Here is a 12307-nt window from a genome sequence, read left to right on the forward strand (position 1 = left end):
TTGAGTTGGAGATGTCGTATGCTCGGGGCATGGCATGGGACACCGAGAGGACGAAGCGGCTCATCCTGGAAGCTGCGGTCGAGGAGTTCGCCACCCATGGGCCCGAGGCCGCGCGGATGGACCGGATCGCCGCCGGCGCCGGGGTCAACAAGGAGCGGATCTACTCGTACTTCGGCAACAAGCAGAAGATGTTCGCCGTGGTGCTGACCAGGGAGCTGGAGCGGTTGGCAGAGGCCGTGCCGCTGGACGACCGGCTCGCCTCCGACCTGGGTGAATACGCTGCGCGGGTCTTCGACTACCACCGCGCGCACCCGCACTTCATCCGGTTGCTGCACTGGGAGGGCTTGCACGTCAGCGGCGGGGAGGCGGCGGCCCGGGAGGCCCGGGCCGCGCACTACGCCGAGAAGATCGCCACGTTGACGAAGGCCCAGGCCGCAGGACACCTGAACGCCGATGTTCCGCCGGAGGATCTCCTCTACGCCGTCATCGCCCTGGCGGGGTGGTGGTTCGCGACGCCCCAGCTCCAGCCCATGCTGATGCCCGGACTCAACGATGATCCGGACGGGCAGCGCGCCGCTCTTGTCCGTCTCGTCCGGCTCCTGGGCGCCACCGCCTGACCAACCCCGGCCCCGGCCCCGGCCACTGGCCAGGGCCCGCCGAGCAGGGACTTGTGGCTTGACCGCCCCCGGCGGGAGGCCCGATTGGCCACATGTAGAGGACGGCTCGGGATCGGGGCGAGGGGGGTTACCAGGAGATGGGGCCTAGGCGGTCGGTGAAGGTGGCGGTCGGGCCGTCCGGGGCGAGGGTCGCCAGGCGGACGATGGCGTCAGTGCCTTCGGTGACGGTGAGCTGGCCGGTGTGGTGGTTCATGTCGGTGGCGGCGAACGTGTGGTTCGCGACCTCGCCCGGCGTGATGGCGTTGAACTTGATGTCGGGCAGGGCGTGGGCGTACCGGACGGTGATCATGTTCAGGGCCGCCTTGGACGAGCTGTAGGCGAGTTCGTGCAACTTCGCGGCCGGCTGGTCGGGGTCGGTGATGGCGGCGAAGGAGCCGACGGCGCTGGAGACCATGACGACGCGCGGGTTGTCGGAGGCGCGCAGCAGCGGCAGGAACGCGTTCGTTACCCGGACGGGCCCGTACACGTTGGTGTCGTAGACGCCGTGGAGCTCCTCGGGCGTCACTTCGGCGGGCGGGACGGCGTGGCCGGACGCGCCCGCGTTGTTGACCAGGACGTCCAGGCGGTCGGTGTGCTCCCGGACGAGCCGGACGGCGTTCGCGACCGAGGCGTCCGAGGTCACGTCCAGTGGGATCATGGTCACCTTGATGTCCTGGGACAGGAGGGTGTCGGCGGCGGCGCGGCCCCGGCTCTCGTCGCGGGAGCCGAGGAAGACCGTCCAGCCGAGGGCGCCGAGGCGGCGCGCCGTTTCGAGGCCGAGTCCCTTGTTGGCGCCGGTCACCAGCACTGTGGTCTGCTCGTTGTTCGTCATGCCCCCTGAGACGAGATGGCCCGGCCGCCTGTGACACGGTAGGGCGGGAAATGTCGGACAAGGGGGTTGGTGTGGCGAGGATCGAGGAGTTCCAGGAGCTCAGGCCGCTGCTCTTCTCGATCTCCTACCGGATCCTGGGCAGCGTGACCGAGGCCGAGGACGCCGTCCAGGAGGCGTGGCTGCGCTACGAGGCGTCCGCGACGACGCCCGATTCGCCCAAGGCGTTCCTGTCCGCCACGGTGACGCGGATTTCGATCGATGTGCTGCGGTCGGCGCGCGTCCGGCGCGAGGAGTATGTCGGGCCGTGGCTGCCGGAACCGCTGCTCACCGATCCCTACCAGGATCCGGAACGTTCCATGGAGCTGGCCGACTCGCTCTCGGTGGCCGCGCTGCTCCTCCTCGAACGGCTCAGCCCGCTCGAACGCGCCGTTTTCGTGCTGCGTGACGTCTTCGACTTCGGCTTCAGGGAGGTCGCGGACGCGGTCGGACGGTCCGAGGCGGCGTGCCGGCAGCTGCTCGTCCGGGCGCGGCGGCATATGGACGAGGGCCGTCCGCGCTTCGAGGCCGACCGTAAAACCCGCGACGAACTGGCCTCGCGGTTCTTCGACGCGCTCCGGGAAGGCGACGTGTCGAGCCTCCGGAACATGCTCGCGGACGAGGCGTCGCTGGTCGGAGACGGCGGCGGCAAGGCCCCGCAGCTGGCCCGGGTGCTCGTCGGCGCCGAGAGCGTGGCGCGGCTGCTCGCGTCCGCCTTCCCGCGGATGGCGCGCGCGGACGTGGCGTGCGAGCCCCGCGAGATCAACGGCCAGCCGGGCGCGATCTTCCGCGACCGCGGCGGACGGGTGCTGCACACGCTCGTCCTGGACGTTCTGGACGGCCGGATCCGGGCCGTCCGTGTCGTCATCAACCCCGACAAGCTCGCGCACCTCGGCGAGGTGGCCGACGCCCACGCCGTCGACCGCGAGGTCAGGCGGGCCCCGCGTCCCGCCCTGTGACGCACGCCACTGTCACAAAAACCATCGCTACGGCGTCGTTTGTGCGGCAGGCATTGGCACGAACGTTAGGGGGCCACGCATGAGTGAGATGCCGAAGGAAACGAAAGACCCTCTAGATACTGCGACAAGGTCTTTCGTCGAGCACAGGAACCTGCTCTTCACCGTGGCCTACGAGATGCTCGGCTCCGCCGCCGACGCCGAGGACGTCCTGCAGGAGACCTGGCTGCGCTGGACCGGCGTGGACCTGGAGGACGTGCGCGACCACCGCGCCTACCTCGTCCGCGTCACGACGCGGCAGGCGCTCAGCCGGCTGCGGACGCTCGGCCGCCGACGCGAGTCCTACGTCGGCCCGTGGCTGCCGGAACCCCTGCTGACCACGCCCGACGTCGCCGAGGACGTCGAGCTCGCGGACAGCGTCTCGATGGCGATGCTGCTCGTCCTGGAGACCCTCGGCCCGACCGAGCGCGCCGTGTTCGTCCTGCGCGAGGTGTTCGACCTCGGCTACGACGAGATCGCCGAGGCGGTCGAGAAGACCCCGGCGACCGTCCGGCAGATCGCGCACCGCGCGCGGGCCCACGTCGCCGCGCGCCGTCCCCGCGAGGTGGTGTCACCGGCCGAGACCAAGGACGCGGTGGACGCCTTCCAGCGCGCGGTCGAGACCGGCGACCTGCAGAACCTGCTGGACATCCTCGCCCCGGACGTCGTCCTGCTCACCGACGGCGGCGGCGTCGTCCAGGCCGCGCTGGAGCCCTTCGTCGGCGCCGAGCTGGTGGCGGGCCTCCTGCTCAAGGTCCCCGTCCTGACCGCCGCGGAGCCCGTGCAGGTCAACGGCCACCCGGCGATGATCCTGCGCCGGGACGGCGAGATCGACACCGTCGTCGCCGTCCGCATCGACGACGGCCTCATCAGCGGCCTCTACGTCGTCCGAAACCCGGAAAAACTCTCCGCCATCGCCCGCCAAACCCCCCTCCGCCGCTAACCCCCAACCCCCGCAAGCCGACCCCTCTCCGCCGCCACCCCGAGGACCACCGGCGCCGCCGCCCCGGCCCCCTCCGCCGCCGACCCGACGACCCCCCTCGCTGACCGGGCCCCCTCCGCCGCTGACCCGAGGACCCCGGCGCCGCCCCAGCCACCCTCCGCTGACCCGAGGACCACCCTCCGCTGACCTGGCCGCCAGCCCGAGGGCCACCCGGCCCCCTCCGCCGCCAACCCGAGGACCACCCGCTGACCCGGCCACCCTCTGCCGCTGTTCCGACGCCCCCCGCCGCTGTTCCGACGCCCCCCGCCGCTGTTCCGACGCCCCCCGCCGCTGTTCCGACGCCCCCCGCCGCTGTTCCGGCGCCCCCCCGCCGCCGACCTTGCGGGCCTGCACAGGTTGCCGCTGCCCCAGGTGCCGCCGTCACAGCTGCCTTCGCACAGCTGCCTCCGCATAGCTCTGCCTTCCCGGTCGCGCGCCTGCACTGTGGCGGCCGCGTCGGGCGTGCGTGGTGTCTTCTTGCGTGTGCTGAGCTTGCGTGAGGTCTGCACTGTGTCCGTGCGGCCCCTGTCGTGACCACGTGCGGCTTCGGGTGGCGTCCTCTGACGGCCCGTACCCTGACCCGTTGGGCGCGTGCCGTGTCGGCGCGGAGGCCGTCTCGGGCTTGGGCGGCGTCTCCGGACGGGGCCGCGCCGTGGTCCATTGGGCGTGCGCCGTGTCGTGCGGAGGCGTGCCGTGTTTGGGCGAAGGCGTGTCGTGGTTGTCCCGGGCTTGTGCGGCGTGCCGGACGCGTTCGCGCTGCACCGCGGTTTGTTCAGGACGAACCCCGCGACGCGACCCGCGTTGAAGGGCTGGCCGCTGACGTTCGGCGGGGTGAGTTGTGGGCGGCCGGTGCGTTGATGGGTGCGGGACTGGTCGTGTGCGCGGGGCGGGATGAGGTGTGGGGGTGTGTTGGGGCTGGTGGGGTGTGGGATTGTGCTGGGCGCTGGTTTGTGGGGTGGCTGGCTGAGGTTTGGGATGCGCTCTTGTTGGGGCGCGGGAGTTGGAGGTTGGGGATGTCGTATCCGGATGCTCGGTACTTGGCGGAGAAGGGCGAGGTCAGTGCGGTGTTCCGGGGGGCGGACGCTGTGCCGGAGCTGGCCATTGGCGGGCGGACGAACGTGCACTACCTCGCTACGGGAGCGACCACCGATGGGCACTTCGGGCTCTATCGGTGGGAGATGGGGCAGCAGCCGTCCGGGTCTGGGGCGCACTTCCACAGGACGTTCTCGGAGTCGTTCTTCATCCTGGACGGCAGGGTCAACCTCTTCAATGGGGATGCCTGGACGACGGCCTCGCCCGGTGACTTCCTGTATGCGCCGCCTGGTGGTGTCCATGCGTTCCGGAACGAGGACGGGCCGGCCACGATGCTCGTGCTGTTCGCGCCCGGCGCTCCCCGCGAGGCCTACTTCGAGGAGCTGGCCGAGATCGTGGAGAGCGGGCGGGAACTCAGCGAGGAGGAGTGGGCTGAGATCTACCTCCGCCACGACCAGTTCATGGTCTGAGCAGCGGAAATGTGCAGTGTGAGCGTGCCGAGCCCGGCGCGCGGCGTGCGCGGTTGTGTGGCATGGACGCCGGGTTGTGCCTGATTGGGGCCGTTCGAGGCCGCCCGAGGGGGTTCGGGCGGCCCCAGGGGTTATTCGGGGGTGATGTTGTGGTTTTGGGTGAAGAGGTTGGTGGGGTCGAACTGGTGCTTGATGGACGCCAGGCGCTTGCGGGTTTCGGGCGGGTAGACGGCGGCCACGTCCAGGTCGGTGGCGGTGGCCAGGAAGTTCGCATAAGCGCCGGTGGTGTGCGGGGTGAGGCGTTCCCAGATCGTGTCCTGGGCGGGGCGGGACGCCTCTAGGGCGGGGGCCGGACCGGCGGTGGCGGTGACGAACATCAGTTCCGCCTGTCGGTGTGCGTAGGCGGTCGCGTCGTCCGGAACCCGGGATACGGCCGCGCCGACCGTGCGGACGGAGATGGACGGTGATCCTGCGGCGGAGCCGACCTCGGTAAGGATGTCCAGGACGTCGCCGACCGATTCGGTTCCGACGAATGCGGCTCGGGAGGCGAAGCGGATTCCGGGCGGCGGGGCGATGCCCTCCACGAGGATTTCCGCATAGGGCTTCAGGGTGACGTCGTCGGACGTTACCGTGCCCAGTTTCCGGATCGGGTCGAGGGCCGCGGCGGCGCTTTCCGGGTCGTCGCCGTCGTAGGTGACGAGGACTTCGACCGGCGCGTCCGGACCGCCGAAGAAGGGGTTCGCGAAATTGATGATGGACGTGAGTTCCTCGGGCGCCGTGCGCAAGTAGTCCGCCCATCCCCGGAGGACGGTGGAAAGCTCCGCGGCTGGGAAGGTGATCCTGCCGAAGTGGACGTCGGTGGAAGGGTGCGCGGCGAATTCGAAGGCGGTGACGATGCCGAAGTTGCCGCCGCCGCCGCGGAGCGCCCAGAAGAGGTCCGGGTTCTCGTCGGTGCTCGCGCGCAGGACGTGGCCGGCGGCGGTGACGACCTCGGCGGCGACCAGGGCGTCCAGGGCGAGGCCGTGTTCGCGGGCCTTCCAGCCGATGCCGCCGCTCAGCGTGAGGCCGCCGACGCCGACGCTGCGCGTGTCGCCCGAGGAGATCGCCAGGCCGTGCGGCTGCAGCGCGTCCGCGACCGCTCCCCAGGTGGCGCCGCCGCCGATCCGGACGATGTGCCGGTCCGCGTCGATGATGTCCACGCCGGAAAGGCGGCCGAGGTCGATGACCACTCCGCTGTTATTCGTACCGAATCCGGCGAACGAGTGGCCACCGCCGCGCACCGAGAGGGGAAGGGACGATTCGGCGGCGAAGGCTATCGCCGCACGAACGTCCTTCACATTCCCGGGACGCAGGACATAAGCCGGGGATCCCGGAACGAGCATCGCTCCGCTCGCCGATTCGTAGTCCGCGGAGCCCGGCTCGATGATGTCGCCGCCGAAGTCACGCCGAAGGTTTTCCGTTGCCGAAGTCATGAGCGTCTTGTCCGTTCTCCCGTGGTGCCCGATGTTCGAACACAAGACGCCGCCGACTTCGATGATGTGACAGGGTGATAAGTGTGACGTGAGCCACATATCCCAAACGGGTCAGACGGTTTCCGGCTCGGGCGCCGGGGCGGGTTCGGTAGCCGATTGGGACGACGCCGGACGCATGATCAGAGTCAGCGCCGCCAGTCCTGCGAAGAGCGCCGCGGCGACGAAGCCCGTGACGTGCAGGCTCGTCGTGAAGGCCGCGCGGGCGGTGTGCAGGAGCGGCGCGGCCTGGGAGGCGGGCAGGTGGTGGGCGGCGGCGACCGCTCCGGCGAGGGAGTCGGACGTGCCGTCCGTCCCGTCCCGGTAGACGACCGCGGCGAGGACGCCGAGCACCGCGAAGCCGAGCGAGCCGCCCAGGTAGTTGCCCGTCTCCGACATCGACGCGGCCGATCCGGCCCGCTCCGGCGGGACGGACCCGACGACCAGGCCCGTGCCCAGCGCGAACAGCGGCCCGGTGCCCAGCGCCAGGACGGTGATCCCGACCATGATCAGCGGCAGCGCGCCCTGGCCGTGCACGGCGGCCAGCAGCAGGCTGCCCAAAGCGGACACGGCCAGCCCGCCCGAAATGGCGGTTGCGGGCTTCATCCGCCGCGCCAGCGCCGGCGCGGTCATGGTCCCGGCCGCCACGCCGAGCCCCATCGGCGCGAACAGCATCGCGGCGGCGGCGGGCGAGTGGCCCAGGACGTTCTGGAGGTACTGGGTGACGAGCAGGCCCGTCCCCGCCATGGCCATCCCGGCGAAGATCAGCCCGACGATCACGGCGGTGAACGGGCGGCTGCGGAACAGGCGCAGGTCCAGGAGCGGCGTCTCCATCCGCAGCTGCCGGCGCACGAACACGGCCCCGAGCAGCGCGCCGACCACCAGCGCCACCGACGGGACGACCGGACGGCCCTCGATCGCGAGCTGCTTGAACCCGTAGACCATCAGCAGGACGGCCGCCATCGACAGCGCGACGCTTGCGGGGTCGAGCCGTCCGGCCCGGTCGCTGCGGAACTCCGGCAGCAGGAACGGCCCGGCGGCCAGCAGGATCACCATCGGCGGCACCGCGATCAGGAACACCGAGCCCCACCAGAAGTGCTGGAGCAGGAGCCCGGCCAGCACCGGGCCGAGCGCGCCGCCGGTGAACTGGCAGGTCGCCCAGATCGAGATGGCCTTCCCGCGCTCCCGCTCGTCCCGGAACATGTTGGTGATCAGCGCCAGCGTGGACGGTGTCAGCGTCGCGCCCGCCACGCCGAGCAGCGCCCGCACGATGATCAGCATCAGCGGGTCCACGGCGAAGGCCGCCACGACCGACAGCACGGCGAACGCGGCTCCCCCGGCCAGCAGCACCCGGCGGCGGCCGATCCGGTCGCCGAGCGTGCCGGCCGTGATCACCAGTCCGGCCACGACCAGCCCGTAGCCGTCGCTGATCCACAGCTGCTCGACGCTGCTCGCGCCGAGGTCGGCGCTCAGCTTCGGCAGCGCCAGAAGCAGCGCCGTCATGTCCATCGCGACGATCAGCGTCGGCAGCACGAGGACGATCAGCCCCAGCCACGCGCGGTTCGTTCGCATCTCCATCACCCCTTCTCTCAAGGCAGGTACGCGGGGTGGTCGGAGCGGCCGGACGCTTCTTGACATGGTGGAGGCGAGACCGCCGGAAAAAATTCGTGCGAGATTTTCGCGGCGGGATGTCAAGACGACGGCGGCGGCTCCGACCAACCGGCGAAGGGCCCGCCGAGGGCCGGACACGAGGGCCCCGAAGGCCCGGCCACGACGCCCTCGGCGACCCGACACAAGGCCCCACCCGGGGCCGGACGCCAAGGCCCCACCCGGGGCCGGACGCCAGGGCCCCAGCCCGGGGTCTGACGCCGAGGTCCCAGCCGGGGTCTGACGCCAAGGCCCGCCGAGGGCCTGATGCAAGGGCACATCGAGGGCCGACTGCAAGGGCCCCGAGGGCCGGAGATGGAAGCCCCGCTGGTGGGGCGGAGACTGGAGCCCCGTTCGCGGGGACGCGACGTGAGGAGAGCACGATGAAGTTCCTGATCAGCATGCACATCAACCCGGCCGTCCTGGACGCGCTGACCGACGAGGAGAAGGAGGCGATCGGCAGCGGCCACGGCCGGTTCATCGAGGACCTCCGCGCGTCCGGCGAGATGATCAACACGCAGGCGCTGGTCGACCCGTCCCAGGCGGCCGTGGTGAAGGTGCGCGGCGGGCAGACCGTGGTGACGGACGGCCCGTTCCTGGAGGCCAAGGAGTTCCTCGGCGGCTTCTACCTGGTCGACGTCGAGGACCGGGACCGCGCGCTGGAGCTGGCCGCGCAGATCCCGGACGCCGCGATCGAGGGCCTGGGGGTCGAGGTCCGACAGGTCATGTTCTACGACGGACAATTGGAGGCATGACCGAACCGGACCGAACCCCGCACGAGGTCGAGGGCCTGCTGCGCGAGCTGGCGCCGCAGGTCCTCGGCGCGCTCGTGCGCAGGCACGGGCAGTTCGAGGGCTGCGAGGACGCGGTGCAGGAGGCCGTCCTCGCGGCCTCGGTGCAGTGGCCCGCCGAGGGCGTGCCGGACAGCCCGCGCGGCTGGCTGGTCGCGGTGGCGCAGCGCAGGCTCATCGACCAGATGCGCAGCGAGCACGCCCGCCGCGAGCGCGAGACGGCGCACGCCACCGAGATCGTCCCCGAGGACGTTCCGGACACCGACGACACGCTCGTCCTGCTGTTCCTGTGCTGCCATCCGACGCTGACCGCCGCGTCGCAGACGGCGTTGACGCTGCGCGCGGTGGGCGGGCTGACCACGGCCGAGATCGCGCGCGCGTTCCTGGTGCCGGAGGCCACGATGGCGGCCCGGATCAGCCGCGCCAAGCAGCGGATCAGGGCGGCGGGCAGCCGGTTCGAGCTGCCGGAGGGCGCCGAGCGCGAGGAGCGGCTGCGGGTCGTCCTGCACGTGCTGTACCTGATCTTCAACGAGGGGTACACGGCGTCCTCCGGGGACGAGCTGGACCGCGCCGACCTCGCGCGCGAGGCGATCAGGCTCGTCCGGATGGTGCACGCGCAGCTGCCCGAGGACGGCGAGGTGGCCGGCCTGCTCGCGCTGATGCTGCTCACCCACGCCCGGCGCGACGCCCGCACGACCGCCGGCGGCGACCTCGTCCCGCTGGACGAGCAGGACCGCGGCAAGTGGGACCGCGCGCTGATCGACGAGGGAACGGCGCTGGTCAAGGGCGCTCTGGCGGACACCACGCTCGGCCCGTACCAGCTCCAGGCCGCGATCGCCGCCACGCACGCCGACGCCGCGAAGGCCGACGAGACCAACTGGCGGCAGGTGCACGCGCTGTACCTGATCCTCGAACGGATCGCGCCGAACCCGATGGTCACCCTGAACCGCGCGATCGCCCTGGCCGAGATCGACGGCCCGGCCGCCGGGCTCGCCGTCCTCGCGGACCTGGACGGGGACGAGCGGATGTCCGGCCACCACCGGCTGCTGTCCGTCCGGGCGCACCTGCTGGAGAAGACCGGCGAGACGGACGCGGCGTACGAGCACTACCGCGCCGCCGCGAAGGCCACCGCCAGCCTCGCCGAACAGCGCTACCTGGAGTCCAGGGCCGCACGCTTGAAACGCTGACACACCACAGGCCCGGCTGAAACGCTGACACATCACGAGGCGCATAGGCCCGGCTGAGATGTCACAGGCGGCGGGGCTGTCTTGTCTCAGGTATGTCGAGACAAGACGGCTAGTCGGATTGGTGCAGTCATGAAGGTGTTCATTGCAGGTGGAAGCGGGGTTCTGGGACAGCGGCTCGTGCCGCTCCTGATCGCGCGCGGGCACGAGGTGACCGCGACGACGACGAGCAAGGCGAAGCTGGAGCTGCTGCGGAAGCTGGGCGCCAAGCCGGTCGTGATGGACGGTCAGGACGCCGCGTCCGTCCGCGAGGCGGTCACCGGCGCCGAGCCGGACGTCCTCGTCCACCAGATGACCGCGCTCGGCGTCGTCCACGCGGGGACGAACATGAAGTCCGAGCGGTACTTCGCCGGGACGGTCAAGTTGCGCACGCAAGGCACCGACAACCTGCTGGCCGCTGCCGAGGCCGCAGGCGTGTCCCACATCGTGGCGCAGAGCAACGCCGCCGCGAACGGCCCGCGCGACGGCGGATGGGACGGCCCGGAGCGCGACCCGCTGGACCTGTCGTCCGGCTTCGGCCCGCTGGTCGCGATGGAACCCGTCCGGTACCTGGAGGAGGCGGTGCTCAAGGCGGGCGGCGCGGCGCTGCGCTACGGCTGGTTCTACGGTCCGGGCGCGACGGACGACCAGGTCGAGATGCTGCGCAAGCGTAAGTTCCCGCAGATCGGCAACGGCGCCGGGGTCTGGTCGTGGATCCACCTGGACGACGCGGCGGACGCGACCCTCAAGGCCATCGAGCAGAAGGCGCATGGCATCTACAACATCGTGGACGACGACCCGGCGGAGGTCCGGGAGTGGCTGCCCTACCTGGCCTCGTGCGCGGGCGCGAAGAAGCCGATGCGGATTCCGGCGTGGCTGGGCGGGCTGCTCGCCGGAGAGGTGGCGGTGACGATGATGACCAAGGCGAAGGGCTCGTCCAACGCCAAGGCCAAGGCCGAGCTCGGCTGGGAACCGGCTCACCCGTCCTGGCGCCAGGGCTTCAAGGACGTCCTCGCGTGAGCGTCCACGGAGGAGACGACGCGAACCCCGATGCGAGTTCCGGAGCCGCCCCGGGGACGAGCCGGACGGAGGAGTTCGAGGAGCTCCGCCCGCTGCTGTTCTCGATCGCGTACCGGATCCTGAGCAGCGTGACCGAGGCCGAGGACGCCGTTCAGGAGGCATGGCTGCGGTACGAGGCGGCCGGCACGGCGCCCGAGTCGCCGAAGGCGTACCTGTCGGCCGTGGTCACGCACATCTCGATCAACGTGCTGCGGTCGGCGCGCGTCCGGCGCGAGGAGTACGTCGGGCCGTGGCTGCCCGAGCCGCTGCTCGCCGACCCCTACGACGACCCGCAGCGGTCGGCGGAGCTGGCCGACTCGGTGTCGATGGCGGCGCTGCTGCTCCTCGAACGGCTCAGCCCGCTCGAACGCGCCGTGTTCGTGCTGCGCGAGGTGTTCGGATTCGGCTTTCCCGAGGTCGCGCAGGCGGTCGGGCGGTCCGAGGCGGCGTGCCGCCAGCTGGCCGTCCGGGCGCGGCGGCACATGGACGAGGGCCGTCCGCGCTTCGAGGCGGACCGGCGGGAGCGGCGGGAGCTGGCCGAACGCTTCCTCGACGCCTTCCGCCAGGGCGACGTGGACGCGCTGGCCGGGATGCTCGCCGCCGACGTCCACATGGTCGCCGACAGCGGCGGCAAGGCGCCGCAGTGGGGCAAGGGGGTCTTCGGCTCGGCGAACGTGCTGCGGCTGCTCGCCGCGATGTCCGGGCCGCTCGCCGGGATCGGCGTCGCGGTGGAGCCGCACGCGGTGAACGGCCAGCCCGGCGCGATCTTCCGGGACCGCACCGGCCGCGTCCTCAACACCTGGACGCTCGACGTCCTCGACGGCCGGATCCAGGCGATCCGGACGGTCATCAACCCCGACAAGCTCGCCCATCTCGGACCGGTGGCCGACGCCTGGGAGGTCAACCGCGAGGCGAACGCCCACCGGAACGAGTCCGGAGCCGGAACGCACCGGAACGAGTCCGGAGCCGGAACGTACCGACACGGTCCCGGAGGCGGAGCGCGCCGCGAGGGGTGACGCCGTACGCGAAGAGCGCGGGAGGCCGGGCCTCCCGCGCTCGCGAACCGGACAGGACGA

General features: G+C 71.4%; 11 protein-coding genes. 8 read left to right on the plus strand and 3 right to left on the minus strand.

All coding sequences use genetic code 11. The features are described 5' to 3' along the window. Positions 1-29 precede the first annotated feature (29 nt). Positions 30-617, plus strand: a complete 588-nt coding sequence (locus FHU30_RS29855; RefSeq protein ID WP_253880285.1) for a TetR/AcrR family transcriptional regulator — start codon at positions 30-32, stop codon at positions 615-617. Positions 618-744: 127 nt separating this feature from the next. On the opposite strand, the gene FHU30_RS29860 is transcribed toward FHU30_RS29855, so the two are convergent. After that, complete coding sequence (locus FHU30_RS29860; RefSeq protein WP_253880286.1) at positions 745-1488, minus strand: SDR family oxidoreductase; 744 nt, start codon at positions 1486-1488, stop codon at positions 745-747. Positions 1489-1538: 50 nt separating this feature from the next. On the opposite strand from FHU30_RS29860, the gene FHU30_RS29865 reads away from it, so the two are divergent. The 3 genes from FHU30_RS29865 (at position 1539) to FHU30_RS29875 (ending at position 5003) form a co-directional block, all read left to right on the plus strand. Next, positions 1539-2483: an RNA polymerase sigma-70 factor gene (locus FHU30_RS29865; protein WP_301323794.1), complete on the plus strand. Its 945-nt coding sequence runs from the start codon at positions 1539-1541 to the stop codon at positions 2481-2483. 88 nt (positions 2484-2571) lie between these two features. Beyond that, positions 2572-3462 (plus strand): RNA polymerase sigma-70 factor, encoded by an 891-nt coding sequence (locus FHU30_RS29870; protein ID WP_253880375.1) that lies wholly within the window; start codon positions 2572-2574, stop codon positions 3460-3462. Positions 3463-4514: 1052 nt separating this feature from the next. Continuing rightward, the gene (locus tag FHU30_RS29875; RefSeq protein ID WP_253880288.1) at positions 4515-5003 is read left to right on the plus strand and encodes a cupin domain-containing protein; all 489 of its coding nucleotides are present in this window, start codon (positions 4515-4517) and stop codon (positions 5001-5003) included. Positions 5004-5134: 131 nt separating this feature from the next. Here FHU30_RS29875 and FHU30_RS29880 read toward each other — a convergent pair whose 3' ends face one another. Then, positions 5135-6574: an FAD-binding oxidoreductase gene (locus FHU30_RS29880; protein WP_253880289.1), complete on the minus strand. Its 1440-nt coding sequence runs from the start codon at positions 6572-6574 to the stop codon at positions 5135-5137. A gap of 12 nt (positions 6575-6586) precedes the next feature. After that, on the minus strand, positions 6587-8089 hold the full coding sequence (locus FHU30_RS29885; protein WP_253880290.1) for an MFS transporter: 1503 nt from the start codon (positions 8087-8089) through the stop codon (positions 6587-6589). Between the two features lie 452 nt (positions 8090-8541). Here FHU30_RS29885 and FHU30_RS29890 point away from each other — a divergent pair, with 452 nt between their 5' ends. From FHU30_RS29890 to FHU30_RS29905, 4 genes are all read left to right on the plus strand, one after another. Next, a complete protein-coding gene (locus FHU30_RS29890) occupies positions 8542-8913 on the plus strand; it encodes a YciI family protein (protein WP_253880291.1) in 372 nt (123 codons plus the stop codon). Then, the gene (locus tag FHU30_RS29895) at positions 8910-10136 is read left to right on the plus strand and encodes an RNA polymerase sigma factor (RefSeq protein ID WP_253880292.1); all 1227 of its coding nucleotides are present in this window, start codon (positions 8910-8912) and stop codon (positions 10134-10136) included. Before FHU30_RS29890 ends, FHU30_RS29895 begins: the two co-directional genes overlap by 4 nt. 129 nt (positions 10137-10265) lie before the next feature. Next, on the plus strand, positions 10266-11192 hold the full coding sequence (locus tag FHU30_RS29900) for an NAD-dependent epimerase/dehydratase family protein (protein ID WP_253880293.1): 927 nt from the start codon (positions 10266-10268) through the stop codon (positions 11190-11192). Continuing rightward, the gene (locus tag FHU30_RS29905; RefSeq protein ID WP_308211422.1) at positions 11189-12247 is read left to right on the plus strand and encodes an RNA polymerase sigma-70 factor; all 1059 of its coding nucleotides are present in this window, start codon (positions 11189-11191) and stop codon (positions 12245-12247) included. The genes FHU30_RS29900 and FHU30_RS29905 overlap by 4 nt, the downstream gene beginning before the upstream one ends. Positions 12248-12307: the final 60 nt, after the last annotated feature.

The sequence above is a fragment of the Actinomadura rupiterrae genome (genome assembly GCF_024172125.1).
Lineage (GTDB): Bacteria > Actinomycetota > Actinomycetes > Streptosporangiales > Streptosporangiaceae > Spirillospora > Spirillospora rupiterrae.

Excerpts from the sequence above, each read along its gene's own strand:
- FHU30_RS29855 (WP_253880285.1), top strand. The coding sequence starts at position 30 with ATGGCATGGGACACCGAGAGGACGAAGCGGCTCATCCTGGAAGCTGCG.
- FHU30_RS29860 (WP_253880286.1), bottom strand. The coding sequence starts at position 1,488 with ATGACGAACAACGAGCAGACCACAGTGCTGGTGACCGGCGCCAACAAG.
- FHU30_RS29865 (WP_301323794.1), top strand. The coding sequence starts at position 1,539 with ATGTCGGACAAGGGGGTTGGTGTGGCGAGGATCGAGGAGTTCCAGGAG.
- FHU30_RS29870 (WP_253880375.1), top strand. The coding sequence starts at position 2,572 with ATGCCGAAGGAAACGAAAGACCCTCTAGATACTGCGACAAGGTCTTTC.
- FHU30_RS29875 (WP_253880288.1), top strand. The coding sequence starts at position 4,515 with ATGTCGTATCCGGATGCTCGGTACTTGGCGGAGAAGGGCGAGGTCAGT.
- FHU30_RS29880 (WP_253880289.1), bottom strand. The coding sequence starts at position 6,574 with ATGTGGCTCACGTCACACTTATCACCCTGTCACATCATCGAAGTCGGC.
- FHU30_RS29885 (WP_253880290.1), bottom strand. The coding sequence starts at position 8,089 with ATGGAGATGCGAACGAACCGCGCGTGGCTGGGGCTGATCGTCCTCGTG.
- FHU30_RS29890 (WP_253880291.1), top strand. The coding sequence starts at position 8,542 with ATGAAGTTCCTGATCAGCATGCACATCAACCCGGCCGTCCTGGACGCG.
- FHU30_RS29895 (WP_253880292.1), top strand. The coding sequence starts at position 8,910 with ATGACCGAACCGGACCGAACCCCGCACGAGGTCGAGGGCCTGCTGCGC.
- FHU30_RS29900 (WP_253880293.1), top strand. The coding sequence starts at position 10,266 with ATGAAGGTGTTCATTGCAGGTGGAAGCGGGGTTCTGGGACAGCGGCTC.